Origin of the sequence: Rhodococcus sp. HM1, from assembly GCF_023218075.1 — a bacterium.
Lineage (GTDB): Bacteria > Actinomycetota > Actinomycetes > Mycobacteriales > Mycobacteriaceae > Rhodococcus.
In genome coordinates this window covers 17,736-44,093 of record NZ_JALPTB010000022.1, presented here as the reverse complement: position 1 = coordinate 44,093, position 26,358 = coordinate 17,736, and the positions used below count along the sequence as shown (strand labels likewise).

Genomic DNA, 26,358 nt, shown 5'->3' with positions numbered 1-26,358 from the left:
ACAGTCGGTGGTGCGCGTGAACCTTCGTCCCCTGCGAAGCCATGAGGGGAGCCTACACCGCAGGTGACCGTCGTCACATGCATTGCGTGACATGGGGAACCGCAGGCAGGCGGCGTGTCGGGTTGCGTCCGCCGAGGTGGCGCGGTTTGATTTCGCACCCCGCTCCGAGTAGCCTCGAACAGTCACTCATACGGCAGTGACGGATCCGTGCTGCGTCGCTGCACAGCCGCGTTCGGTACGGGTCATGCGATTTCCGAAAATGTTAGACCGCTGACGCCTGCGGGCGTCACAGAACTTCGAGGAGTGTCGACCGTGGCCAAGGGCAAGCGGACGTTCCAGCCGAACAATCGCCGCCGCGCGCGCGTTCACGGCTTCCGTCTCCGGATGCGCACCCGTGCGGGTCGCGCGATCGTGTCGGCGCGTCGCCGCAAGGGCCGCGCCTCCCTCACCGCCTGATCCCGGTAACGGGAGCTCGGGGTGCTGCCTGAGCCGCACCGCCTGCGCCGTCGCGCGGACTTCTCCGAGACAGTCCGCCACGGGCGCCGGCAAGGTCGGCGCGATCTCGTCGTACATGCGATCGAGAGGGATCGGTCCGAGTTCGTGGTGAACAGCGACGGCCCGCGTTTCGGGCTGGTCGTGAGCAAGGCTGTCGGGCCGGCGGTGATTCGACATCGAGTCGCCCGCCGGCTTCGTCATATCTGCGCCGGCATCGTGAACGATGTTCCGTCCGACGCCGACATCGTCCTTCGTGCTCTGCCCGGTGCGGCCACCGCGACCTCCCGCGATCTCGAGCGTCAGGTCCGTTCGGGTCTCACCAAGCTCGGCCTGTTCGCGGACTCGGGGCAGTCGGCATGACTGCCGCCTGGTCGAAGATCCGCTCGGCGCCGGCCCGGGCACTGATCTTCTGCATCGAGCTGTACCGCACGTACGTGTCGCCGACACGGATGCCGACCTGCAGATTCACTCCCACGTGCAGCGAATACGCCGTCGAGGCGTTGCGCACGCGAGGAGTCGTCGTCGGATCTTGTCTGGCGATCGTGCGACTGCTCAAGTGTGCGCCCTGGCACCCTGGTGGGTGGGATCCGGTGCCCGAACGTCGGCCCCGCTCGCCCGGCCGAGTTCTGGACGGGCGAGCGTAGACCTGAGACCGACGCCGTGGGTGGCGATCATGGACGACCAGAGGAGTACACAGAGCCGTGCTCGACTTCATCTACTATCCCGTGTCCTGGATCCTGTGGTTCTGGCACAAAATTTTCGGCGCCATCCCCTTCCTCGGTCCGGACAGTGGTGTCGCATGGGCCTTGTCCGTGGCGTTCCTCGTGTTCACGCTGCGGGCGATCCTGTACAAGCCGTTCGTCAAGCAGGTCCGCACGACGCGGCAGATGCAGGAGCTGCAGCCGCAGATCAAGGCGCTGCAGAAGAAGTACGCCAACGATCGCCAGCGGCAGGCGCTCGAGATGCAGAAGCTCCAGAAGGAGCACGGCTTCAACCCGCTGATGGGCTGCCTGCCGGTCCTGCTGCAGGTGCCGGTGTTCATCGGTCTGTTCCACGTGCTGCGGTCCTTCAACCGCACGGGTACCGGTGTGGGGCAGCTCGGTCTGGACCCGGTGACCAACGCGCAGATCGGTAACTACGCGTTCAGCCCGGAGGACGTGCAGTCCTTCTTGAGCGCTCGCCTGTTCGGCGCCCCCATCTCCGCGTGGATCACCCAGCCGATGGCCTCGCTCGAAGCGTTCGCACCGTTCGGTGGTATCCCCACCCGTTGGCAGATCGCTGCGGTCGCGATCCCGCTCATGGTCATCGCCGGTATCGCCACGCACTTCAACTCCCGCGCGTCGGTTGCGCGGCAGAGCGCCCAGGCTGCTGCGAACCCGCAGGCCGCGATCATGAACAAGCTGGCGCTGTACGTCTTCCCGCTCGGTGTACTCGTCGGTGGCCCGTTCCTGCCGATCGCAATCCTAATCTACTGGGTGAGCAACAACATCTGGACCTACTGCCAGCAGCACCTCGTCTTCCGCAAGATCGACCAGGAGGAAGCCGAGAAGAAGGCGGCTGCGGTCGCGCGTCGCAACGAGAACGCGCCGAAACCGGGCGCTCGGCCGGATCGTGCGAAGAAAAAGGGCGCGAACCCCGCCATCGCCGACAATCCTGGAAGCGACGAGAACGAACTGTCTCTCGAGAAGCCTGTGAGCGACGAACCGGAGAAGCCCGCGGGCGGATCCGGGTCCCCGACGGCGAAGAAGCAGGGCGGCTCCAAGAACTCCAAGCGCAAGCGGCGCTGACCGAAGTAGAAGAGGGCGAACCATGGCCAGTGACCTGGACAAGGCACAGGAGGACATCGACGTGACGGCCGATTCCGCGAAGCTCGACGCGGACCTCGACACCGAGGACGACGACTACCTGGTCGAGGAAGGCGAAATCGCCGGCGACTACCTCGAACAGCTTCTCGACGTGCTCGACTTCGACGGTGACATCGACCTCGATGTCGAGGGCGATCGCGCGGTCGTGAGCATCGACGGCGGCGCCGACCTGACGAAGCTCGTCGGCCGGCAGGGCGAGGTGCTCGACGCGCTGCAGGAACTGACCCGGCTGGCGGTGCAGCAGGCCACCGGTGAACGCAGCAAGCTGATGCTCGACATCGCCGGTTGGCGTGCGGGCAAGCGTGCGGAGCTGACCGAGCTCGGCACGGCCGCCGCGAAGCGCGTCCTCGAGACCGGTGAGCGCGAGTCGCTCGCACCGATGACGCCGTTCGAACGCAAGATCGTGCACGACGCCGTGGCCAAGATCCCCGGGGTGTCCAGCGAGAGCGAAGGCGCCGAGCCGCAGCGTCGCGTCGTCGTCATCAAGGACTGAGCGCCACCGGCATTCGGTGAGAATCGACAGCGGAGGGGCACCGACGGTCACGTCGGGCCCCTCCGTTCGTGTGTGACCCCGGTGTTCCGGGGCAATGGGCGGTAGGGAGAGGATGTTTCACGTGGAACATGACGAGGAACGCGTCCTCGAGGTCGCGCATCAGGTATTCGGCGAGCGGTTCGCTCTCGCCCAGGAATACCACCGGTCCTTGTCGACCGACGGCGTCGAACGGGGTCTCATCGGACCCCGTGAAGTCCCGCGGTTGTGGGACCGGCACCTGCTCAACTGCGCGGTGCTCGGTGAGCTCATCGAGAAGGACGAGAGCGTCGTCGATGTCGGCAGCGGGGCCGGACTCCCCGGCATTCCGCTTGCGATCGCGCGTCCGGATCTGCGCATCACGCTCGTGGAACCGCTGCTGCGTCGCTCCGTCTACCTCGCGGAGTTCGTCGAAACACACGGACTCGAGAACGTTCTGGTCGTGCGCGGGCGCGCCGAACAGCCCGGGGTTCTGCAGGAGGCGGGTGGCGCGGACGTCGTCACGTCCCGTGCGGTCGCCCCCCTCGCGAAACTCGCCAAGTGGTCGCTGCCCCTGATCCGGGTGGGAGGCCGGATGCTCGCGCTCAAGGGAAGCTCCGCTGCCGATGAAATCGAACGCGATCGGGACGAACTCGAACGACTCGGTGCCGGCCATCTCGAGGTGCTCGAGTGCGGCGTCGGATTGCTGGAGACACCCACCATCGTGGTGAAGGCCGAACGGATGGCACGCCAACCGCGGCGGCGCAAGAAGAAATAGACGCGCACGTTCCACGTGAAACATCGACCCCTCCCCTACCCCACCGGGTGGCGGAGGGGTCTTTTCGTGCCACGAATTCCTGTGGTTCGTGTTGCTACCGAACTCGAGGTTCGACACATACGAGAAAACCTCGAGTCCCTCGAGCATCTCGAGCTCGAGTAATTCTCTCGAGATCTTCCGGGACGACTTCGGAACGCCGAATGAGACGAAATCGGCCGCGTGCGGGGTGGTACTCGGAGATCGATTCCATTTCGTCACTGTGACGGCAATGTCGGGGCCCCCGAAGCCCGATCGACATGGTCGTATACAGAAATCTTTGAAAGCCAATAGATTTGGCTAGATATCTGTCGAAAGTTGTTCCCGCAAAGAGACTTTCGCTGGATGGTCCTATCCGCCCGCAGTGAAGCGGTGACGGGCACCTCGGCGACAACTCTCGGAGTGTCGTGTTTCACGTGAAACACAGGTGTGGCCCCGCCATGTTTCACGTGAAACAGAAAAGTCGGCAGTGTCACCGTGTGGCCCTAGAATGCGGGATGGAATACTGAACGAAAAGAGGGGACCAATGCGACGGCGGTGGTTCGACGGACCTCGGGCGTCGCATCGAGATGTGCAATCTCGTGCCTCAACCACGTCAACGCCGACCGTCCCGGGTGCGGGTCGACGATAAAGGAGCGTTCAATGTCGGGTGGATCCGAGTCTGCTGTTTCACGTGAAACCGAAGCTATCGACGACGAATTCTTCCCGGTGCCGTTCGACGGAATCTCCGCGGCGGACACTCCGATCGGGGCCGCAGCCCATCGCGCGAGCCAGGTCCTCCACCCGAGCGCCGCAGACTCTCTGCCGAAGCCGACCGAACGACGGATCTTCACCGTCGCGAATCAGAAGGGCGGCGTCGGCAAGACCACGTCGACCGTGAACCTCGCCGCCGCGCTCGCGGTCCAGGGGCTGACGGTGCTCGTCGTCGATCTCGATCCGCAGGGCAACGCCAGCACCGCGCTCGGTGTCCCCCACTACTCGGGGGTCGCGTCGAGCTACGAGGTGCTGCTCGGTGAGGTGAAGGCGTCCGAGGCGGTCCAGCAGAGCCCGCACAGCGAGAGGCTGTTCTGCATTCCCGCGACCATCGACCTGGCCGGTGCGGAGATCGAACTGGTCTCGATGGTCGCCCGCGAGAACCGGCTGAAGAACGCGCTGACCGCCGCTGCTCTCGGCGATCGCGACTACGACTACATCATCATCGACTGCCCGCCGTCGCTGGGTCTGCTGACCGTCAACGCGCTCGTCGCGGCGAAGGAAGTGCTCATCCCCATCCAGTGCGAGTACTACGCCCTCGAGGGCGTCGGTCAGTTGCTCCGCAACATCGAACTCGTCCAGTCGCATCTCAACCCGGAACTGCACGTCTCGACCGTGCTGCTGACCATGTACGACGGTCGCACCAAGCTCGCGGATCAGGTCGCGGCCGAAGTGCGAGCCCACTTCGGGGACGCGGTCCTGCGGTCCGTCATTCCCCGCAGCGTGAAGGTTTCCGAAGCTCCCGGGTACGGAATGACCGTGCTCGACTACGATCCAGGTTCGCGCGGTGCGATGAGCTATCTCGACGCCGGGCGCGAACTGGCGGCGCGAGGTCACGACAAGAATCAGGGGAACGAATGAGCGCGACACGCAAGGGAGGTCTCGGACGGGGTCTGGCGGCGCTCATCCCGACCGGGCCGGTCGAAGCACCTCCGGTACCCGCGACGGCTCCTGCCGGAACCGGGACCGCGACGGCACCGACGGTACCCGCTCCCTCTGCGCCGGCTCCCGCCGGGAACGCGCCGAGCAAGAACAACACCACCGGCAAGACCGCTGCGGCGCGTAAGGCGAGCGGTGTGTCCGGCATGACGATCCCGTCGAGCGGCCTCGGATCCGCCGCCGCCGACGTGATCATCGGCGACGGAACCACCCCCGCTGCGTCCCCGGCGACTGCTTCGACGGAGCAGCCCCTCCCCTCCCCCACCGGAGCGGTGTACGTCGAGGTGCCGATCGACCGGATCGAGGCCAACCCGAAGCAGCCGCGTCAGGTGTTCGACGAGGAGGCCCTCGCCGAGCTGGTCCATTCGATCCGCGAATTCGGGCTCATGCAGCCCATCGTGGTCCGCCGCACGGAGGGCGACCGCTTCCAGCTCGTCATGGGCGAGCGCCGCTGGCGGGCCTGCCAGGAGGTCGGCCTGGAAACGGTCCCGGCCATCGTCCGCGACACCGACGACGACGCGCTGCTGCGCGACGCGCTGCTCGAGAACATCCACCGCGTCCAGCTCAACCCGCTCGAGGAAGCCGCCGCGTACCAGCAGCTGCTCGAAGAGTTCGAGGTGACCCACGAGGAACTGGCGTCGCGCATCGGACGGTCGCGGCCCGTCGTGACCAACATGATCCGTCTCCTCAAGCTTCCGGTCGCGGTGCAGCGCCGGGTCGCCGCCGGAGTCCTGTCCGCCGGGCACGCGCGGGCGCTGTTGTCTCTGGAGGCCGGTGCCGACGCTCAGGAGGCCCTGGCGGCCCGCATCGTCGCGGAGGGCATGTCGGTGCGTGCCACCGAGGAGGCGGTGATGCTCGCGAACCGCGGTGACGGTCCCACCGCCGCGCCGCAGCGTCGCAAGCCGATCCAGATGCCCGGTCTGCAGGATGTCGCGGAGCGGCTGTCGAACTCCTTCGACACCCGCGTCACCGTGAGCCTCGGCAAGCGCAAAGGCAAGATCGTCGTCGAGTTCGGATCGGTCGACGATCTGCAGCGCATCGTGACGATGATGGAGTCCCAGGTCGATCCTTCTTGACGGGCCGCCCATGCAGGACGACAGTCGAGAATACGGACGTGGAGGCGAAGTAGACCGGTGTCGACTCGAGTCACATCACTCACGCTGAGTGGAATCGACCAGTTGCCGACGCACGCGCGGCGCTGTGTGTTCTGGGAGATGGATCCGGGGGCGGTCCGCGGTGCGCGCGATTTCTGCGATCCGGAGTTCGAAAAGGAAGCGTGGCTGTCGATGGTCATGCTGCAGTGGGGTTCGTGCGCGCAGCTCGCGACGGTCGACGACAAACCGGCCGGCTGCGCGTTCTATGCTCCGCCCAACATGGTTCCGCGCGCGCAGCTGTTCCCGACCTCGCCGGTCAGCGCCGACGCGATCCTGCTGACGAGCATGCGGATCGAGCCGTACGCCGACGACCTGGATCTGGGCAGTCAACTGATCCGCGCGGTCGTCGACGATCTGGTCCGGCGCAATGTGCGCGCCCTGGAAGCGTTCGGGATCCGGGCCACCGACGATGCCGAGCAGAACAGCGGGGTGCCGACGGCGACGGCGGCACTCGACTGCTCCCCCCTCGAGTGCATGATCCCCGCCGATTTTCTGGAGGACATGGGCTTCGAGGTGGTTGCCCCGCACCCGCGCTTCCCCCGGCTTCGCCTCGAACTGAATCGGGATCACGGGTGGAAGGAAGAGGTCGAGGCCGCGCTCGACCGGCTGATCGAGGCCGCGTCGATCACCATCGCGGAACTCGACGGGTCCCGCACCCCGGTCGGAGCGCGCTGACGCGAACGCACTGTTTCACGTGAAACAAACACCCCGCCGGCCCGAGGCCGGCGGGGTGTTTCGTGTTCGGGGCGGACCGCGCTCAGCGGGTCTCGGTGATCGACAGTTCCTCGGCGAGCAACTCGGCGAACGTGTAGGTGCCCGTCGGCTGGTCGTCCTGTCCGAGCAGATACAGACGCTTGACGGCGATGAGGATCGCCTCGGCGATGACGTCGCGCGATCGGGGATCCGAAAGCAGCGCCGCGTCCTGCGAGTTGGTGAGGTAACCGAGGTCGATCTGCACCGTGGGCATGTTGGTCAGTCGCAGCAGGTCCCACGTGCGGCCGTGGCTGCGGCAGTCCTGCAGCGAGGTGCGGGCGACGATCTCACGCTGGATGTAGCCGGTGAGGACCTGACCGATCATCGACTCCGAGCCGTGCGCGTTGCCGTAGTGGAAGCTGGCGATGCCGCGCGCCGCCGGGTTGGGGCTCGAATCGCACCGCAGCGAGATCATCAGGTCCGCGCCGAACGCATTCGAGGTGCCGGCGCGTTCGATGTCCGTCGGGTTCGCGTGGTACGGCCGCGACAGGAACGTCTCCATGCCGGTGGCGGCCATCCGCCCTTCCAACCTGCGGGCGAGGTCCCACAGGATGTCCGCCTCGGAGATCACACCGTGGCGGCTGCGCACGATCACGCCGTGATCCTTGCCGCCGAGACCGGGATCGATCACGATCCGCTTGCCGCTGAGTTGCGGGCCGGAGCGGCGGACGATTTCCTCTTCGCTGATCGCGTGCGGTGAACCACCGGAGACGCGGGTGCCGAGCAGTTCCAGCGCGCGCAGTGTCTCCGGGCCGCAGATGCCGTCCGAGGCGAGGCCGATCTCCCGCTGGAAGGAACTGAGCGCCTCGTGGGTGCGGGGCCCGAAGTAGCCGTCTACCCGGTCCACGTAGAACCCGAGGTCCTGCAGACGGGTCTGCAGCGCGGCAACGTCGTCCCCGTACAGCGGAGCCGACAGTTGGTAGATGAGTGTGCGGGCGCCGAGCCGGTACGACGCCTCCTTCAGCGACCGATAGGTCGCGGGGCCGACGATCCCGTCGACGAGCAGCCCCCGCTGCTGCTGGAAGGCGCGCACGGCACCGTCGAGTTCACGGTCGAAGACGACGTCGGAGCCGACCCAGTCCCGCGAAGCGGTGGCGTCGTGGAGGAAGCCCAAACCGGCAAGAGTGCTGCGGATCTCGGCGACAGCGGGGCCGTGGTCGCCGTGACGCAGTCGGTGCATGTCTCGGGCCTTTCCGTGCTGACCTGATGGTGCCCGCAGGGCAGGCCGCATCGCTCGATTGTCGCAGATGCGCCCGGAACAGGAGAAATCCGGGCGCATCCGTGGCGAAGGTGTTGTGTCCTTCGCCGGGCGTCGATCGGTGGGACGCTACTACAGAACGTCACCCAGGTCGCGCAGAAGCGCCGCCTTGCCCTTGGCGCCGACGATCGTCTTCACCGGCTTGCCACCGGAGAACAGGATCATCGTGGGAATCGACATCACCTTGTAGTCCTGGGCCGAGGTGGGGTTCGCGTCGATGTCGAGCTTCGCGACGGTCAGCTTGTCGCTGTGCTCACCGGCGATCTCCTCGAGGACCGGGGCGACCATCTTGCACGGACCGCACCAGGTGGCCCAGAAATCGACGAGGACCGGCTTCTCGGACTGCAGAACGTCCTCGACGAACGAGGAATCGGTGATGGTGATGGTGTTGGCCACGATGTCTCCTAGAAATTCGGATGGGCGAAGCGGGGGTGTCAGGCCTCTGCCGAGGCTGTCGATCAGGCCTCTGCCGAGGCTGTCGATCAGGCCTCTGCCGAGGCTGTCGATCAGGCCTCTGCCGAGGCTGTGGACAGGTCGGCGGCCGCATGCTCGGCGAGCCAGCGCTCGGCGTCGATGGACGCGGAGCAGCCGGTGCCGGCCGCGGTGATGGCCTGCCGGTAGGTGCGGTCGACGAGGTCGCCGGCGGCGAACACGCCCGGGACGGACGTGGCCGTGGTCGGCGACTGCACGAGCACGTAGCCGGCGGCGTCGCGGTCGACCTGACCGGCGACGAGGGAGCTGCGCGGGTCGTGTCCGACCGCGACGAACAGGCCCGTGACGGCCAGGTCGCTGCGCTCGCCGGTCACGGTGTCCTCGAGGACGAGGTTGGTGACGCTGTTCTCGCCCTGCACCTCGACGACCTGCGCGTTGGTGACGAAGCGGATCTTCTCGTTGGCGCGGGCACGCTCGAGCATGATCTTCGACGCGCGGAACTCGTCGCGGCGGTGGATCAGCGTGACGCTGCGCGCGAAGCGGGTGAGGAAGGTGGCCTCCTCCATGGCGGAGTCCCCGCCGCCGACCACGGCGATGTCCTGGTCGCGGAAGAAGAAGCCGTCGCAGGTTGCGCACGCACTGACGCCGCGGCCGAGCAGCCGCTCCTCGCCCGGGACGCCGAGGTAGCGCGGCTCCGCGCCCATCGCCAGGATGATCGCGCGGGCCTGGTAGGTCTCACCGTTCGCGACGACCGTCTTGACCGGACCCGTGACGTCCAGTTCGTCGACGTCCTCGGTGCGGATGTCGGCGCCGAAGCGCAGCGCCTGCTCACGCATCTGCTCCATGAGCTCGGGGCCCATGATGCCGTCCTTGAAACCGGGGAAGTTCTCGACCTCGGTCGTGGTCATGAGGGAGCCACCGAACTGGGTGCCTTCGAAGACGAGGGGCGCGAGTTCGGCGCGGGCTGCGTACACCGCGGCCGTATATCCGGCCGGTCCCGAACCGACGATGATGAGGTCGTGAATCGTGGGCGGAGTGGTCATTCGGGCCTTCCGGTTCGTCTGTGACTGGTGGTGCGATGCGCGTCGGTGTGCAGCAACGAAAGAAACAACACCAGGGTAAAGGGTGTTGTTCCGCCCGCGCCGTGCGTCACACCACACTCTGTCCGTTCGGGCCCGTTCGTCGTCCGCTGCCGGGGCGGAACCACTCCCCTCCCCCACCGTGCAGAGACACCGCTGCCACCGTGCAGTGACACCGCTGCCTCCGTCCGCAGGCGGGCAGTGGCAGCGGTGTCGCGGAAACGGATCAGACCGTCTGGGGTGCCTCGCGGAGCGCTTCGCGGATCACGCAGTGGGTGCCGGAGTAGATGGTCGGCATGCACTTGTTGCAGTGGATGCACAGACCTTCGTCGGCCTTCTTGTCCCGGAACTTGTTGACGACGTCGGGGTCGCGCAGCAGTGCCCGGCCCATCGCGACGAAGTCGAATCCCTCCTCGAGGGCGTTCTCGATGGTGTCGAGCCGGTTGATGCCGCCGAGCAGGATGATCGGCAGTTTCAGTTCGGAGCGGAACTGGCGCGCTTCCTTCAGGAAGAAGCCTTCCTCGAAGGGGTAGGTCGGGAAGATCTTGGGACCGTAGAACTTGAGACCCCAGCCCACGATCTTCGGCTGCGAGGCCACGAACTCCTTCAGCGGGACCTCGCCGCGGAAGAAGTACATGCCGTTGAGCAGCGAGCTGCCGCCGGTCAGTTCCATCGCGTCGATGTGGCCGTCGGCTTCGATCATCTTGGCGATGGGCAGCGACTCGTCGAGCCACAGGCCCTGGGGGACGCCGTCGGTCATGTTGAACTTCGCGATGACCGCGACCTTGTCCCCGACGGCCTTGCGCACGGCTTCGAGCACGCGGCGCGGGTACGCGCTGCGCTTCTCGAGGGATCCCCCGTAACGGTCGGTGCGCTTGTTGAGGTTGGGGCTCATGAACGAGCTGAGCAGATAGTTGTGCCCGAGGTGCACCTCGACGGCGTCGAAGCCGGCCTCGACGGCGTTGCGGGCGGCGTTCTCGTAGTCCTCGACGACACGGTCGAGCTGTTCGAGGGAGGCCCCGCGGACCAGGCCCATTCCGGGCGCGCTGATGCGGGTGGACGGGGCAAGCGATTTGGTGCCGTTGGAGATCTGGTTGGCGACGAGGCCCGCGTGGCCGACCTGGGCGGAGGCGAGGCCGCCTTCGGCGTGCACGGCGTCGGTGAGGCGGCGCAGTCCGGGGATGCTCTCGCGGTCGAGGACGACGGTGTCGCGATGGACGCGACCTCCCGGGGAGACCGAGCAGTAGGCGACGGTGGTCAGCGCCGTGCCCCCGCGAGCCACCTCGGCGTGGAATTCGACGAGTTCGTCGGTGATCGCGCCGAGCGGCATGACCCCTTCGAAGGTGGCCGCCTTGACGATGCGGTTACGGAGCGTGAGTGGTCCGAGTCGAGCCGGTTCGAACACTTGGGGTCGCGACGGAGACATGGCCCTACTTTCGATGCCAGTGGTATCGTAATTGCCGTTCAACTATAGCCCTGCGCGATGGTCTGGATCACATCGCATACGGAAAGATACAACCTGTATGTCGCTGGCCGCACCCGGACGCCCCCGCGAACCCCGAATCGACGCCGAAGTCCTGGCCGTGACCCGAGAAATGCTGGTCGAGGTCGGCTGGGAACGTCTGAGCATGCGGGGCATCGCCGCCCGCGCCGGCGTCGGCCGCGCCGCCCTGACCCGCCGCTGGCCGAGCAAGGAACATCTCGTGCTCGACGCACTGCTCGGTTCCGCGCCGGATCTCGAACCGTACGACGGCATCGATCGGCGCGGATGGATCGAATGGGTGGTCACCGGCAGCGCCGAACTGTTCTCCCGCCCGGACGTGCGGGCCGCGCTCCCCGGACTGCTCACCGCACTCCGCGACCACGAAGATCTGCGGAATACGTTGTGGCGCACCTTCAGTGGCCCGAGTACCGCGTTGTTCTCCGACGGTACCGACCGGGACCCCCTCGATGCGCTCGCCGTTCTCGTGATGGCCGCGGGCTCCGCGTTGTTCAGCAGCCTCATCGCCGCGGAGGACGACACGCCCGCGCTGCGGGCCCGGATCCTGGAACTGCTGCTGCCCGTGGCGGATCGCTGACCCCCGACCTCACCCGATCGAGGTCACGTACAGCGTTTCGGGATGTGTTGCGTCGCAACCTGTTCCGACGACCACGGCGGTGAGCTGCGGCGGGACCCCGCCCGGCACCAGCAGCACGACCGCGTCCCGGTCGCCGTACTCGATCGTCCTGGACCCGAGCACCGGACCCGCGGGGTCGATGCCGTTCGCGGCCAGGCAATCGGCGAGCGCGCGGTCGTCGGACAGCGGCCCGAGATCGGTGGAACCGACCAGGCTGCGCAGGGTGTCCGGTTCGAGTGCCGCGGCGTCGTCCGGGCCCTCGGCGATCGGCGTGACCGGTCCCTCGGTCGAGGAATCCGGGCCCGGGAAACCCACTCCCCCGACGACCACGACCGCGACCACCGCGACGACGGCCGCGGCAGCACCGACCACCGCACCCGCGAACATGCGACGACGACGCCGGTGGGCCCGGACGGCGCCGAGGACCGCGTCGTCCAGCCGCATCGCCACCTCGGCCGGCATCGGCTCGCCGGGCGCGTCCGGATCCGCGAGCCCGCGCAGGCGCTCCTGCACGGCGTCGAGGGCGTCGAGAACGGCCATGGCGTCGGAGTCCTCGCGCACCAGCGGCCACAGACGCTCGGCAACCTCCTCGTCGAGCGCGCCTGCGTGAAGGTCGGCGAGCAGGTCCGCAGGGTACGGCGGACGCAGCAGTTCGTCCTCGTTCATGCGAAGTCCTCCTCGGCGGCTCGGTGCCCTCTCGAGACAATTAGACGGTCCGGACTCAGGTTCGGTTCCCCGGGTCCCGCAGATCGCCCAGAAGCACTGCCAATTTGTAGCGTCCGCGTGCGCAGCGGCTCTTCACGGTGCCCTCCGGGACACCGAGGCGCCGGGCCGCCTCCCGAATCGAGTACCCCTCGATGTCGACCGTGACCACCGCGACCCGCTGATCGTCGGGAAGAGCCTCGAGAGCGGCCTCCACATCGAGTGCGGTCTCGACCTCGGCAATGTGGTTGCGTTCGGTTCTCGGTTCGTCCCCGTCCTCGAGATAGAGAGGAACCGTGGGCCGGGCCCGGTTCCGGCGGATGCGATCGAGACACGCATTCACGACGATCGTGTGCAGCCAGCTCCGGACCGCCGCGTCCGCCCGGAACGACGAGGCGGTGCGGTGCGCCGACAACAGTGCCTCCTGCAGTGCATCCGCCGCGTCCTCCGGCGAATAACTCGTTCGCCGGGCGACTTTCCACAGATGGTCGTAGTGTCGGCGCAGCAGTGTTGCGAACGCCTGGTCGTCCCCGGCCGCATGCGCTGCCAGTAACTCGGCATCGGACACGGCGATTTTTGCGATCCCCCCGAAAATTCGCACGCGCGGATGGTATCCGATCCGCCCGCGGAATCTGCGGTGAGCGAAGCGGTTATTCGCTTGCGGTGAAGGTGACCTCGGCGATCGTGCTCTTGTTGCTGCCGCCGCTGGTGGCGAGGTCGGTGATCCACAGCAGCACGTTCGACGTCCTGCCCTCCGCGCTGATCGGGATTTCCGTGGTACCGGAACCCAGAGTGGCCGAACCGATCACCTGCGTCTGATCCAGCGACGCCTGATCCGAAGGCGCACTGCGAATTTGGACGACGGTGCCAGGATCGTCCGTGGTGACCGAGACCGATTGCAGCGCTACCGGATCGGCGAGACCGAACATCAGGCCGACGCCGTTCTTGAGCGACGGGAACGGATCGAAGTACGCGTCGGTGCTCCACTGTGTGCCGGGATCACCGTCGATGGCAAGGGACGCCGTCGCAGGCGAGTCCGGAGTGCCCTGCGGCGAGAACACCTCGACCGAGGTCGCCGAGACCGGGCCGGCCGGGGCCGGTTCCTCCGCCGGTGCCGCCGCTTCGGGGGCGGGCGTCTCCGCGGTCGGAGTGAGCCCGAACTCCTGACTCGTGAGCGGTTCGTCGGAGCTGCCGCCGGCCAGCAGATTCGCGATCCACCAGCCGATCAGCGCGAGCAGCACCACGGTCGTGATGCCCAGTCCGACGAGCGCCATGAGCATCCGCTCGGAGCGCTTCTTCTTCTCGGCGAGCGCTTCCGGATCGGAGAGTGCGTGTGCCTCGGCGGCCGCCCGCTGCCCCAGTCGCAACGCCGGGATCATGTCCGTCTTCTGGTCGACGACCGAAGCCTGGTCGAGGATGTGCTGCACGGTCGCCGCGGTCCGGATCCCGCCGTCGTTCTGCAGCGCCCGCACCGCGACCGCGGAGATCTCGAAGGGCACCTCGGGCCGCAACGCGCGCGGTTCGACGAGCGCGCCGTCGGCACCGTGGTCGGCCGGCGCCATGCCGCCGATGGTCCCGCCCGCCGGTGCGGAGGCTCCCGGCGCCGCCACGTCGGGCAGCGGCCACCTGCCGGTGATCAGCCCGTACAGGCCGGCGCCGAGGCCGCGCACGTCGGACACCGCGTCGGAGTCGGCGAACGTGGCGGGGAACGCGAGGACCGCGTCGCCGGCGACGCTGATGCGGATGCGGTCGGGATGGTCGATCGACAGGGCGCTGCCGGCGCGGTGGGCGGCCTCCGCGGCCGCGGCGAGTGCGCGCACGGCACGGGCGGCGCCGATCGGGGACGGCTCGGTCCCGGACATCTCCCGCAGCGACCGGCCCGGCGTCCACTCGGAGACGACGATGCCGCCCGAGCTGCCGCGGACCACGTCGAGGACGCGGGCCAGACCCGGCGAGCTGATCCGGCCGAGACGCAGCGTGCGGGACAGGATGGCCTGCGGTCCGTCGGGGCCCGTGACGTTCGCGGACTGCTGCTCGGCGTCGACGAACGTCAGCGCCACCTCGCGGTCGAGCTTGACATCCTGGGCCTGCCAGAACCGCAGCCCACGGGCACCGCCGTGCGGGGCGAGCAGTCGATAGCGGCCACCGGCGACCGAGGCACCCGGAATGAGCTCTGGTCCACGCATCGGCGCCCGCGGTGCCGAACCGGAGACCCGCAGCGGGGGAAGCTGCGGCGACCCGATCGGGATGACCCCGGTGTCGTAGTTGGGGTCGCGTTTCGGACGGGCGGCGCTCTTCGGCGCGGGGGGCTGGACCCGGTCGGTCGACGGGTTCGGCTTCGCGACACCCTCCGCCGGCGTGGCCTGCGCGTTCTTCGCCGCGACGGACTCGTCCGCCGGTGCAGCGTTCGCCTCCGGGGGGACGGCAGCATCGATCGTGGACTTGCCGGCAGCGTGGTCGTCGCTCACCCTGACTCCTTCTTCTTCGACTCGTCCACCTGGCGCGCGGAAACGGGCACCGCTCGGGCCCGGGAACCGCTGCAACCCGTACCGCGTGGGCCGAACCTGCTGGTGACCAGGGTACGGGAGGTGCTGCTGAGCATCGAGTTCCCCAGGTCGGTCCCGGATGACAGGGATGACTTCTGTGATCGCGTCGTACGGGGAACCGCCGTACGAGAGGTAATCGAGGCGCGGCAGTACGACGGTCTTCTCGGCATCGCTCTCCGGGTAGCGGCGGCGGGGCGCGGCCGGGGGATTCGTCGGCAGCGCCCGGGTCGGGTCCGCCTCGGGGATCTCGGGGACCTCGGGGGCGCCGCGACCGCGCAGCGCCTCGACCTTGCGCCGGACCGCGGCGACGATCGCGAGCACCTCGGGCACCTTGAGCACCCACATCACCGTCAGCGCGACGAGGATCATCAGCACCCCGGTGATTCCCACCCGGACGATCGATCCGATGCCGCCGAAACGCTCGCTCAACGCGTCGAGCTGCAGCAACCGGTCCGCGAGCAGGATCGCCGCAGCGGCCGCGGCGGACGCGATCACCACGTTCCAGACGGTGCGGCCGACGTTCGACATCTGCAGATTGCCGAGCGTCCGATGCAGCAGGAAGCCGCCGATGCACGCGCCGGCCGTGAACGCGATGCCGGTGGCGACACCGAGCAGCAGCACCACGTGCTCGTTGTCGCTGGCCAGGGCCGGTGCGAGAGCCGACAGGACGACCTTGACGGCCGTGATCCCCAGGATGATCCACGTCGGCGTCCACGCCTGCTGGCGCGCGTAGAACACCCGCAGGTGGATCAGGACCAGCGAATACGGGATCAGCGTGAACGCCGACCAGCTCACCGCCTGCCCGAGCAGGTCGGCGTTCCCGGAGCCGAAGCTGCCGTACCCGTACAGGGCGGTGCCGATCTGAGGTCCGGCGATCGTGAAGAACGTGACGATCGGGATCAGCGCGATCATCGTCAGACGCGTCGCGACGGACAGGTCGTCGACGACGGCCGGGGTGTTGTCGTCGGCGGCGTTGCGGCTGAGCCGCGGCATGATCGCGGTCAGCAGCGTCACGCCGAGCACGCCGTACGGCAGCTGCAGCAGGGCCCACGCGTTGTTGTAGATCGCCGGACCGGCCTCGTCGGCACCGGAGGAGATGTGGGTGGCGAAGACCGTTCCCGCCTGGCTGATCAGCACGTACAGCACGATCGCGGCGGCCATGCCGCCGAACTGCCGCAGCCGGTCGTCCAGGCCCCACAGCGGCTTCAGGCTGATCTTCTCGCGCCGCAGCGCCGGCACCAGCGACAGTGCCTGGGTGACGACACCGAGCGTGACACCGATGCCGAGCAGAAGCAGCTTCGGATCGCTCATCCGCACCGGATCGAGCGTGATCTCGCCGGGCAGCACGAAGTACAGGACCAGCACCACGAGCACGACTAGGTTGTTGAGCACCGGCGCCCAGGCGCCCGGTTTGAACACCTGCCGCGTGTTCAGGATCGCCGTGAGCAGCGCGGAAAGGCCGTAGAACAGGATCGCCGGCAACAGCAGATAGGTCAGTGCCGTCGTCAGCGTGGTCGAGACCTCGCCGTCCGCGTCGAGGAAGAACCGGGTCACCAGGAACGAGGCCGAGGCGGTCGCGAACAACGCGGCGACGGCCAGGACCGTCAGCGACATCGTGAACAGACGACGGACGAAGGCCGCACCCCCGTCCGGGTCCTCCCGTTCCGCGCGGACCAGCACCGGCACGACGATCGAGGTGAGCACGGCGCCCAGCACCAGCTCCGAGATCATGTTGGGGATCTGGTTCGCGACCGTGAACGAACTCGCGACACCCGCACCGAGCAGAGTCAGCAGCAGGACCTGCTTGAAGAACCCGGTGATGCGGCTCATCAGTGTCGCGATCGCGATGGAGCCGGATGCGGCGAGCAGGCCGGAGGTCTTCCGTGACTCGGAAACGGCGGACTCGGAGGCGGCGCCGGAATCCTCGGCCTCGGCCGACACGGACCCTGCCGGCACGGCCTCGGTCGACACAGCTCGGGTCGACACAGCTCGGGTCGACACGGCCTCTGCCTCGGCCGACGCGCCGCCGGGCATGGGCGCCGCGCGACCGTCGCGGGTCGGGTTCCCGGTCATCGCTTCTCGTACCCTTCGTCGGCTGGATCCGGTTCACCGCGGAACCGGTGCAGGAGTCGCCGCCCTGCAAGGAACAGCAGGAGCGCCCCCGCACAGCCGGTGACGATGGCGAGGATCTGGCCGTACGCATTGGAACGTACCGTCACACTCGTCGGCGTGCCGAGAGACAAACCGGACTCGGTGGTGAGCGCGAACTCCACACCGAGCTTCCGCGAGTCGCTGATCTGCGTGGGCACCGTGAGAGTGCGGCTCCCGCGCGGCGGCAGCTGGGTCGGCCCGATGTCGGTGATCTCCATCTCCGGGGGCGCGTCCACGTGCAACCGCACGGTGATGCCCACGGGCAGATCGTTGCGCGCGACCAAGACTAGGGGACTCTGCTCCGAGGTCAGCGTGTAGACACCGCCGGGTGAGAGGACCGTCACGCCCGCGAACATCCCGTCCACGGCGTCGCTGACGGCCCTCGACCGCGTGTAGGCGGCGTGTTCGGCCGCTCCCGGATCAGGTCCCCGGCGACCGGCCAGGCTCATCGACCGCAGCAGGTCCTCGCGCAGCGGAGCCATGAACATCTGCGGGGTGAGCTGGGCCTGCGGGTCCTCGACCAGCGCGAGTTGCAGCGCGTCGAGTCGCCCGGCCTGTTCGGCGGCGTGCCCCACCACCACGTTCGATGCACCGTCGACGATCGCCTGCTCCGGGTACGACAGCAGCACGGTATCCGGGGCGTTCACGGTCGCCGCCGCGGCCCCGACGACCTGCTCGAACGGACGCGGCACCGCGAGCCCCGCCCGGATGAGGGTCTCGAGCAGCGACAGCATGTCGGTGGCCTCGTCCTCGGTCGGGGTCCACGTCTGCGGCGGCGCGAACAGCACGGAACGGTTCGCCGTGCCGTCCTCCCACCCGTTCGCGTCCGATCCGTTCAGCGCCGGCCACGCCAGCGCGCCCAGCGCGTCCTGCAGGCGAGCGGTCCCCGAATCCTCCCCGAGTTCGTAGCGCGCGGACTCGGGCACGAAGGACGGCGTCGACGGGCGGTCCCCGACGGCGGCGAGCGCCGCGGCGGCCGAGCTGTCGAAGAGTGCGGCGGTGAGTCCGTCCACGCCCGAGACGCGCGTGACGGGCGGTGCGGCCGAGGAGGTGTCGATCCCGCTGTCGGCGAGGAGGGTGGTCACCGGGCCGTCCTGGGCCAGCAGCAGCCCGGCCTTCTCGGTGAGGACACCGGAATCCGGCCACACGACGCCCCGCATCGACGTGACGCCGAGGATGGTGTCGACGATGTCGGCGGGCGCGGTGAGCCCCGCCGCGGCGAGCGTGTCACCCGCGGGCGACGCCGCGGCGACATCGGCCAGCGCGACCGGATCGACCTGGGCGAACGGCACCGCGACGGTGCACGTCGACGATGCGAGGGCGCGCAGCCGGCCCAGCCAGTCGATCGCCGCCTCGGTGCCTGCGCCGTCGCTCGCGTCACCCAGCGGATCGGCCGGGTCGTCGACGACGAGGTAGCCCCGTGTCATGTTCGTCACGGTCACCAGCAGGTCCGGGTCGATCGCCAGGCACAGGGCCCCACGGAGCCGGCCCTGGTCGGCGCCTGCGACCGATTCCGCGGCTCTCAGCAGACCGTCGAGGCGGCCGCCGGACGCGAGGGACGTGGCCAGTTCGTCGTCGACCAACCGCACCGGGTCGGTGACGGATCCCGCCACCCCCGCCGCGAGCCGCGGCTCGTCGGCCAGCGGCCACAGCATCGTCACGACGGCGGGATCGCCCTGCGTCGGAGACACCGGCGGAAGGTCCTCGCCGTCCTCGGGCACCGCGAGGACCGGGAGCAGGAACCGGGCGTCGTCGAGCCGCGCCTCCCCGCCGTACTCGGGGGTGCCGTTGACGTTCACCAACAGCGGATACACGCCGGGCGTGTCGATGCCGAGCGACGGTTCGGCCGCCGAGCGCAGCGGCATCTCCAGGCTGAAGTGTTCTTCCTCGCCCTGTTCGAGCAGGTCGTCGACCGCTTCGAATTCGCCGACCGTGTCGTAGCCGCTCTGGTCGAGGGTGAGGGAGGTGCGCAGTTCGGTCGTATCGGCGACCATCGGTGCGCGCTGCAACCGCACGGCGATGTCCGAGACGTCCCGGTCGCCGATGTTGCGCACGGTCCCGGACACCTTCACCACCGGTTCGCTGCCGTCGGTCACGACGGACGGGGTGACTTCGTCGATGAGCAGTTCCAGGAATCGGGAGGACTCGGTATCGGCGCGGGCGGTCGCTCCGCCGAGCGTCCCGAGGATCACGGTGCCGCCGATCGTCGCGAACACGAGTGCGAGCACGACAAGCACCGCAGCACCGGCCCGGTGCATCATCAGGGTCATCCGAGACGGGCCTCCGGTCCGCCGGTGCCGAACCGCCATGCGGAGGTCATCTCGGCGATCAGTTGATCCGCGACGTCGGCGAGTTTGCGTTCGTCGGCATAGGCGAGCCGCGACCGCAGCTCGGTCAGGGGCACCCACGCGACCTCGGTGACCTCGATGTCCGCGTCGGACAGTTCGCCACCGAGGTAGCGGAGCAGATAGTGATGCACGGTCTTGTGCACGCGGCGGCCTTCGGTGACGAACCAGTAGTCGATACTGCCGAGCTCGGCGAGGACCTTGCCGCGGATGCCCGTCTCCTCGTGGACCTCGCGCATGGCCGTTTCCTCGGCGGTCTCACCCTTCTCGATGTGCCCCTTCGGCAGCGACCACAGCAGCCGGCCGCGCCGGTCGGTCCGGCCGATCAGCGCAGCGCACAGCTGCTCGGGGGGTCCACCGAGCCCGTCGACGACCAGTCCCCCGGCCGACGTCTCGCGCACCGTCCTCAACTGGGGTTTGGCGGGATTCGCCGTGGATTTGACGGGGTTCGCCCCCGAGCGGACGGCTGATCCGCCGCTGCCGCCACGCCGCCGCGAGCTGCGGCGGTTCCGGTTGGCACGTTCGGCGGGCGACACCTTGTCGATAGTAGTTGGCGTGAGGTGGCTGCCGGCCGAACCACGCGTTTGCCCGCCTCGGTAAGGTTCGAAGACGTGAACTCTCCCTCCGCAGATGCCGATCGGCGCACCCGGTTGCTGGCCGGCGCCGATGTCACGCTGCGTGCCCTGTCCGACGTGCTGGCGCCGCTCGGTGAGCGTTTCGCCGCCGCCGGCCACGAGCTGTACCTGGTGGGTGGCAGCGTCCGCGACGCCCTGCTCGGCCGTCTCGGTACCGACCTCGACTTCACCACCGATGCGCATCCCACCCGGGTCCAGGAACTGCTCCACGGATTCGTCGATCACCAGTGGGACACCGGCATCGATTTCGGGACGGTCAGCGCCGTCAAGGGTGTCGAGCAGATCGAGATCACCACGTTCCGGACCGACGCGTACGACCGCGTCTCCCGGCATCCCATCGTCGAGTACGGCACGCGACTCGAGGACGACCTCGTCCGCCGGGACTTCACCGTCAACGCGATGGCGGTGCGCATCGGACCCGACGGCGTCGGGGAATTCGTCGACCCCCTCGGCGGAATGGAGTCGCTGCTCGCCGGGGTCCTGGACACGCCGGCGTTGCCGCAGGACTCGTTCCACGACGATCCGCTGAGGATGCTGCGCGCGGCCCGGTTCGTCTCGCAACTCGGCTTCACCCTCACCGAACGGGTGCACACGGCGATCGAGCAGATGGCCGACGAGATCCTGCGTATCAGCCCCGAGCGGGTGCAGGCCGAACTCGACAAGCTGATTCTCGGCGACTACCCGGTCGACGGCATCGAGTGCATGGTGGAGACCGGACTCGCGGACCGGGTGCTTCCGGAGATCCCCGCGATGAAACTCGAGATCGACGAGCACCACCAGCACAAGGACGTCTACTGGCATTCGCTGACGGTGCTGCGGCAGGCCATCGACCTCGAGGACGGCGACCCGGACCCGGTGCTGCGCTGGGCGGCGCTGCTCCACGACATCGGCAAGCCCGGCACCAAGCGCAACGAGCCGGGAGGCGGGGTCAGCTTCCACCACCACGAGGTGGTCGGCGCGAAGCTCGTGCGCAAGCGCATGAAGGCCCTGAAGTATTCGAAGCAGATGGTCGAGGACGTCGGGCAGCTCGTCTACCTGCACCTGCGGTTCCACGGCTACGGCAAGGGGCAGTGGACGGACTCGGCGGTGCGCCGGTACGTGCACGACGCCGGGCATCTGCTGCCGCGGCTGCACAAGCTGGTGCGCGCGGACTGCACGACACGCAACAAGCGTCGCGCGGCCGCGTTGCAGGCGACCTACGACGACCTCGAGAAGCGGATCGTCGCGCTGGCGGAGAAGGAGGACATGGCCAGAGTCCGTCCCGACCTCGACGGGAACGCGATCATGGAGATCCTCGGGATTCCGTCCGGTCCGCAGGTCGGCAAGGCCTGGAACTACCTCAAGGAACTGCGCCTGGACCGCGGTCCGCTCGGGCCCGACGAGGCGGAGGCCGAGTTGCGGCGGTGGTGGGCGGAGCAGACCGCCGGCTGAGCCGGGCGGTCGCGACTCCGGCCGAGCCGGACAATCGTGACTCCGGCCGAGCCGGACAATCGTGACTCCGGCCGAGCCGGACAATCGTGACAGTTCGGGACTGTTTCGGGTACCTCACCCGGTCCCCCCTGATTTCGTGAGCCAGATGTCACGGGGGACTCATCCCTGTTAATGCCCCCGCAACACCGCATCAGCAGCATGGAACGCGGCCGGAATCGGACGGCCTGTTCACTCGAGGGCGGTGCAATGCGGGGCGACATCACGACGGTCAAGACTGCCTGCTCCTACTGCGGTGTCGGCTGCGGCATGGTGCTCGACGTCGAGACCGACGCCGTGACGGGCACACGCCGTGTCCTGAAGGCGTACGGCGACAAGGACCACCCCACCAACTTCGGCCGGCTGTGCACGAAGGGCGCCACCAGCGCCGAGATGCTGGCCGCCGGTGGCCGGCTCGAGACCGCATACCGCCGCGGCGAACGCGGCGCCGACCCCGTGCCCGTTCCGGTCGCGGCGGCGATCACCGAGACCGCGCGGCGTCTGCGGAGCATCGTCGACACGCACGGCCCCGACGCGGTGTCGCTGTACGTGTCCGGCCAGATGTCCCTCGAGGCGCAGTACCTGGCGAACAAGCTCGCCAAGGGGTTCATCGGCACCAACCGCATCGAATCGAACTCGCGGCTGTGCATGGCCAGTGCCGGCACCGGCTACAAGCAGTCCCTCGGCTCGGACGGTCCGCCCGGTTCGTACGAGGACTTCGACCACGCCGACGTGTTCTTCGTGACCGGCTCGAACATGGCCGACTGCCATCCCATCCTCTTCCTGCGCATGATGGACCGCGCCAAGGCCGGCGCGAAGCTCATCGTCGTCGATCCGCGGCGCAGTGCGACCGCGGAGAAGGCGGATCTGTTCCTGCAGATCAAGCCGGGCACCGACCTGGCTCTCCTCAACGGGTTGCTGCACCTGATCGTCGAGAACGGGCACGTCGACGAGCAGTTCGTCGCCGAGTTCACCGACGGCTGGGACGCGATGCCCGATTTCCTCGCCGACTACCCGCCCGCGACGGTCTCGCAGATCACCGGGATCCCCGAGGCGGATCTGCGCACCGCCGCGCAGTGGATCGGAGAGGCCGGCAACTGGATGAGTTGCTGGACCATGGGGCTGAACCAGAGCACTCACGGCACCTGGAACACCAACGCCATCTGCAACCTGCACCTCGCGACGGGCGCGATCTGCCGGACCGGCAGCGGCCCGTTCTCGCTGACCGGCCAGCCGAATGCCATGGGCGGACGCGAGATGGGCTACATGGGGCCGGGTCTTCCGGGGCAGCGAACCGTGCTCGCGGAGGCCGATCGGGAGTTCGTCGAGGATGTCTGGAACGTTCCGCGCGGCACGCTGAGCACCACCGTCGGTGGCGGCACCGTGGACATGTTCGAGAAGATGGCGGCCGGTGAGATCAAGGCGTGCTGGATCATCTGCACCAATCCCGTTGCCAGCGTCGCGAACCGGAAAACCGTTCTCGAGGGTCTCGAGAAAGCCGAACTGGTCGTCACACAGGACGTGTTCCTCGAAACCGAGACCAACGCGTATGCCGACCTCCTGCTTCCCGGTGCCCTGTGGGCCGAATCCGAGTACGTCGCGGTGAACTCGGAACGGAACCTGACCCTCCTGCAGCAGGCCGTCGATCCGGTCGGCGAGGCCATGCCGGACTGGGAGATCATCGCGCGGGTCGCGTGCGAGATGGGTTACGCCGAGGCTTTCACGTACTCGAGTGCCGAGGAGATCTTCGAGGAACTCAAGGCCTTCTGGAATCCGCGCACCGGGTACGACCTGCGCGGCGTCACCTACGAGCAGCTGCGCAACACGCCCGTGCAGTGGCCCTGCCCGCCGAACGCCGACAGCGACCGCAACCCCATCCGCTATCTCAACGACGGGAACAGCCGATCGCTGGTCGTCCGGGAGGACGGCTCGGTGCCGCGCCTGGCGTTCGCGACCGACAACGGGCGGGCGGTGTTCTTCCCGCGCCCGCACATGCTGCCCGCCGAGATGCCCGACGACGACTACCCCGTCGTCCTGAACACCGGGCGTGTGCAGCACCAATGGCACACCTTGACCAAGACCGGGAAGGTCGCCAAGCTCGAGAAGCTGAATCCGAATCCGTTCGTCGAGATCAATCCCGTTGATGCGCAGCAGTATTCGATCGTCGACGGCGATCGGGTGGAGATCGCGTCGCGTCGCGGCCGGGCCGTACTGCCCGCCGTGGTCACCGACCGGGTGCTGCCCGGTACGGTGTTCGCGCCGTTCCACTGGAACGACATCTACGGCGAATACCTCGCGATCAACGCGGTGACCAACGACGCGATCGACCAGGCCTCGCAGCAACCCGAGTTCAAGGTGTGCGCGGTGTCGCTGACGAAGGTCGCCTCGGCTCCCGAACCGGAGAAGCCCGAGGTGCAGACGGCACCGGCCGTGGATCGTCTCGCCGCGGCCCTCGGAATCGACGAACAGGCCGTACCGGTCTTCGACGGCAACGAGCAGCTCTATCTGGCCGGGCTGCTCGCCGGACTGCGCAACGCGCCGGCCGAGGTGGTGCCGGTGCTTCCGGAGTCCGCGCCGTTCCCGGCCGCCAAGCGGGTGTGGCTCGACGGGCTGCTCGCGGGCCTGTTCTCGCACGCTCCCGTCGCGGTGCGGTACTCGAATTCCACGGTGCTGGAGGAAGATTCGTCCTCCGCGATCGTCGTCGCCTGGGCCTCGCAGACGGGCAATGCCGAGGAGTTCGCGCAGCTGTGCGTGGACCGTCTCCGGGCGGCCGGCCGGGCCGTGACCCTGATGGGGATGAACGACATGGACGTCGCCTCGCTCGCAGAGATCGAGGATCTGCTCGTCATCACCAGCACGTTCGGCGACGGTGACGCGCCGGACAACGGAAGCGCGTTCTGGAAGGCGCTGAGCCGGGAGGACGCGCCGAAGCTTCCCGGAACACGTTATGCGGTGCTCGCTTTCGGTGATTCCAACTACGACGACTTCTGCGGGCACGGTCGCCGGATCGACGAGCGGCTCGCCGAACTCGACGCGACCCGGCTGACCGAGCGCGTGGACTGCGAACCCGACTACCAGGACGCCGCTTTCGCGTGGCTCAACGGCGTCGAGGAGATGTTCCGGGGAACAGGGACGTCGGGAAGCATCTCGGGCGGCGCGCCGGTCGCGGTGCGCGAACCCGTGTTCACCCGCAAGTCCCCGCTCGTGACCCGGCTGATCCGCAACGTGCCGCTCAGCGGTCCGGGATCGTCGAAGGACGTGCGGCAGTTCGGATTCGAACTCTACGACCCGGCATTCGAATACGAGGCCGGTGACGCCCTCGGCGTGATGCCGACGAACGGCCCGGGCACGGTCGACGAGTGGCTTCAGGTGACCGCGCTCGACCCGGAATCGCCGATCGAACTCGGCGACATGCCGACGATCCCGTTGCGCGAGGCCGCCACCCGATTCCTCGACATCACCCGCGTGACGAAGGACCTTCTGCGTTTCGTCCAGAAGCAGAGCGACAGTGCGGAACTGGGCAAGCTGCTCCGTCCCGGCAACAAGATCGAACTGCAGCAGTGGCTGTACGGCAAGCAGGCGATGGACGTGATCTCGGAGTTCCCCTTCAAGGCCCCGATCGAGGAGTGGATGCCCATCCTCACCCGGCTGCAGCCGCGCATGTACTCGATCTCGTCGAGTCCCAGGACCGATCCTCGCGAGGTCCAACTGACCGTCTCGGTGGTGCGGTACGCATACGAAGGGCACGAACGCGCCGGTGTGTGCTCGAGTTTCCTCGCCGACCACAGCAAGGGCGTCGACATCCCGATCTTCGTGCAGCGCAGCCCGCATTTCCGTCCGCCCCCCGCCTCGGACACCCCGATGATCATGGTCGGGCCGGGAACCGGCATCGCCCCGTTCCGCGCGTTCCTGCACGACCGGCGCGAACTCGGGCACACCGGCGCGAACTGGCTGTTCTTCGGCGATCAGCGCTCGGACACCGACTACCTGTACCGCGACGAGATCGAATCGATGCACTCCGACGGTTTCCTGACGAACCTCGATCTGGCCTTCTCCCGCGATCAGCGGCAGAAGGTGTACGTGCAGGACCGCATGCGGGAGCACGGTGCCCGGTTGTGGAAGTGGCTGCAGGACGGCGCGCACTTCTACGTGTGCGGTGACGCGAGCCGCATGGCCAAGGACGTGGACGCGACGCTGCGCGAGGTCGTGCAGACCCACGGCCGTCTCGACGCCGATGCCGCCGACGCGTTCGTCGACAAGCTGGCCTCCGAGAAGCGCTACGTCCGCGACGTGTACTGAGCGGAATCCACCGTGGTCGCATCCACGGGTATATCCTCTGATCCGT

Annotated in this window: 21 protein-coding genes; 12 read left to right on the top strand and 9 right to left on the bottom strand. The window is 68.1% G+C overall.

Features of this window, described 5'->3' with window-relative positions:
- The first annotated feature begins 312 nt into the window (after window positions 1–312).
- The 9 genes from rpmH to M1M07_RS13585 all read left to right on the top strand — a co-directional run bounded on the left by rpmH (window position 313) and on the right by M1M07_RS13585 (window position 7,203).
- Entirely contained in the window at window positions 313–456 is a 144-nt protein-coding gene (gene rpmH / locus M1M07_RS13625) for a 50S ribosomal protein L34 (protein WP_006550910.1), read from the top strand.
- Between the two features lie 21 nt (window positions 457–477).
- A complete protein-coding gene (rnpA, locus tag M1M07_RS13620; RefSeq protein ID WP_197257101.1) occupies window positions 478–855 on the top strand; it encodes a ribonuclease P protein component in 378 nt (125 codons plus the stop codon).
- Window positions 852–1,139: a membrane protein insertion efficiency factor YidD gene (gene yidD, locus M1M07_RS13615; RefSeq protein WP_248674550.1), complete on the top strand. Its 288-nt coding sequence runs from the start codon at window positions 852–854 to the stop codon at window positions 1,137–1,139. The genes rnpA and yidD overlap by 4 nt, the downstream gene beginning before the upstream one ends.
- Window positions 1,140–1,196: 57 nt before the next feature.
- On the top strand, window positions 1,197–2,282 hold the full coding sequence (gene yidC / locus M1M07_RS13610) for a membrane protein insertase YidC (protein WP_248674548.1): 1,086 nt from the start codon (window positions 1,197–1,199) through the stop codon (window positions 2,280–2,282).
- 22 nt (window positions 2,283–2,304) lie between these two features.
- On the top strand, window positions 2,305–2,853 hold the full coding sequence (locus M1M07_RS13605) for a R3H domain-containing nucleic acid-binding protein (protein ID WP_248674546.1): 549 nt from the start codon (window positions 2,305–2,307) through the stop codon (window positions 2,851–2,853).
- A gap of 112 nt (window positions 2,854–2,965) precedes the next feature.
- Complete coding sequence (gene rsmG, locus M1M07_RS13600) at window positions 2,966–3,646, top strand: 16S rRNA (guanine(527)-N(7))-methyltransferase RsmG (RefSeq protein WP_248674544.1); 681 nt, start codon at window positions 2,966–2,968, stop codon at window positions 3,644–3,646.
- 678 nt (window positions 3,647–4,324) lie between these two features.
- Window positions 4,325–5,296 carry a ParA family protein gene (locus M1M07_RS13595; RefSeq protein WP_248674542.1) on the top strand — a complete coding sequence of 324 codons (972 nt, stop codon included), beginning with the start codon at window positions 4,325–4,327 and terminating at the stop codon, window positions 5,294–5,296.
- A complete protein-coding gene (locus M1M07_RS13590) occupies window positions 5,293–6,450 on the top strand; it encodes a ParB/RepB/Spo0J family partition protein (protein WP_248674541.1) in 1,158 nt (385 codons plus the stop codon). Before M1M07_RS13595 ends, M1M07_RS13590 begins: the two co-directional genes overlap by 4 nt.
- 57 nt (window positions 6,451–6,507) lie before the next feature.
- Window positions 6,508–7,203: a GNAT family N-acetyltransferase gene (locus tag M1M07_RS13585; protein WP_248674539.1), complete on the top strand. Its 696-nt coding sequence runs from the start codon at window positions 6,508–6,510 to the stop codon at window positions 7,201–7,203.
- An 82-nt stretch (window positions 7,204–7,285) separates the two neighbouring features.
- Here M1M07_RS13585 and M1M07_RS13580 read toward each other — a convergent pair whose 3' ends face one another.
- The 4 genes from M1M07_RS13580 to M1M07_RS13565 all read right to left on the bottom strand — a co-directional run bounded on the left by M1M07_RS13580 (window position 7,286) and on the right by M1M07_RS13565 (window position 11,476).
- On the bottom strand, window positions 7,286–8,461 hold the full coding sequence (locus tag M1M07_RS13580; protein WP_197256363.1) for an N-acetylmuramoyl-L-alanine amidase: 1,176 nt from the start codon (window positions 8,459–8,461) through the stop codon (window positions 7,286–7,288).
- Window positions 8,462–8,611: 150 nt separating this feature from the next.
- Window positions 8,612–8,935 carry a thioredoxin gene (gene trxA, locus M1M07_RS13575; RefSeq protein ID WP_197256365.1) on the bottom strand — a complete coding sequence of 108 codons (324 nt, stop codon included), beginning with the start codon at window positions 8,933–8,935 and terminating at the stop codon, window positions 8,612–8,614.
- Between the two features lie 110 nt (window positions 8,936–9,045).
- A complete protein-coding gene (trxB, locus tag M1M07_RS13570; protein ID WP_197256367.1) occupies window positions 9,046–10,014 on the bottom strand; it encodes a thioredoxin-disulfide reductase in 969 nt (322 codons plus the stop codon).
- Window positions 10,015–10,276: 262 nt separating this feature from the next.
- On the bottom strand, window positions 10,277–11,476 hold the full coding sequence (locus M1M07_RS13565; RefSeq protein ID WP_197256369.1) for an NADH:flavin oxidoreductase: 1,200 nt from the start codon (window positions 11,474–11,476) through the stop codon (window positions 10,277–10,279).
- 97 nt (window positions 11,477–11,573) lie between these two features.
- Here M1M07_RS13565 and M1M07_RS13560 point away from each other — a divergent pair, with 97 nt between their 5' ends.
- A complete protein-coding gene (locus tag M1M07_RS13560) occupies window positions 11,574–12,128 on the top strand; it encodes a TetR family transcriptional regulator (RefSeq protein ID WP_197256371.1) in 555 nt (184 codons plus the stop codon).
- A gap of 9 nt (window positions 12,129–12,137) precedes the next feature.
- Here the strand turns inward: M1M07_RS13560 and M1M07_RS13555 are convergent, their stop codons facing one another.
- Genes M1M07_RS13555 through M1M07_RS13535 form a run of 5 tightly spaced genes read right to left on the bottom strand, consistent with a single transcriptional unit; the run spans window position 12,138 to window position 20,447 of the window.
- Complete coding sequence (locus tag M1M07_RS13555) at window positions 12,138–12,833, bottom strand: hypothetical protein (protein ID WP_248674538.1); 696 nt, start codon at window positions 12,831–12,833, stop codon at window positions 12,138–12,140.
- Between the two features lie 55 nt (window positions 12,834–12,888).
- Complete coding sequence (gene sigM, locus M1M07_RS13550) at window positions 12,889–13,470, bottom strand: RNA polymerase sigma factor SigM (RefSeq protein WP_197256373.1); 582 nt, start codon at window positions 13,468–13,470, stop codon at window positions 12,889–12,891.
- 49 nt (window positions 13,471–13,519) lie between these two features.
- Window positions 13,520–17,488, bottom strand: coding sequence for a murein biosynthesis integral membrane protein MurJ (murJ, locus tag M1M07_RS13545; RefSeq protein ID WP_248674537.1), 3,969 nt, complete (start codon window positions 17,486–17,488; stop codon window positions 13,520–13,522).
- Window positions 17,485–19,836, bottom strand: a complete 2,352-nt coding sequence (locus tag M1M07_RS13540; RefSeq protein WP_197256270.1) for a DUF6049 family protein — start codon at window positions 19,834–19,836, stop codon at window positions 17,485–17,487. Before M1M07_RS13540 ends, murJ begins: the two co-directional genes overlap by 4 nt.
- Window positions 19,833–20,447 (bottom strand): NUDIX hydrolase, encoded by a 615-nt coding sequence (locus M1M07_RS13535; RefSeq protein ID WP_197256268.1) that lies wholly within the window; start codon window positions 20,445–20,447, stop codon window positions 19,833–19,835. The genes M1M07_RS13540 and M1M07_RS13535 overlap by 4 nt, the downstream gene beginning before the upstream one ends.
- 75 nt (window positions 20,448–20,522) lie before the next feature.
- On the opposite strand from M1M07_RS13535, the gene M1M07_RS13530 reads away from it, so the two are divergent.
- Both M1M07_RS13530 and M1M07_RS13525 read left to right on the top strand, forming a co-directional pair.
- Complete coding sequence (locus tag M1M07_RS13530; RefSeq protein ID WP_197256266.1) at window positions 20,523–21,977, top strand: CCA tRNA nucleotidyltransferase; 1,455 nt, start codon at window positions 20,523–20,525, stop codon at window positions 21,975–21,977.
- Between the two features lie 246 nt (window positions 21,978–22,223).
- A complete protein-coding gene (locus tag M1M07_RS13525; protein WP_248674535.1) occupies window positions 22,224–26,312 on the top strand; it encodes a bifunctional nitrate reductase/sulfite reductase flavoprotein subunit alpha in 4,089 nt (1,362 codons plus the stop codon).
- Window positions 26,313–26,358 lie beyond the last annotated feature (46 nt).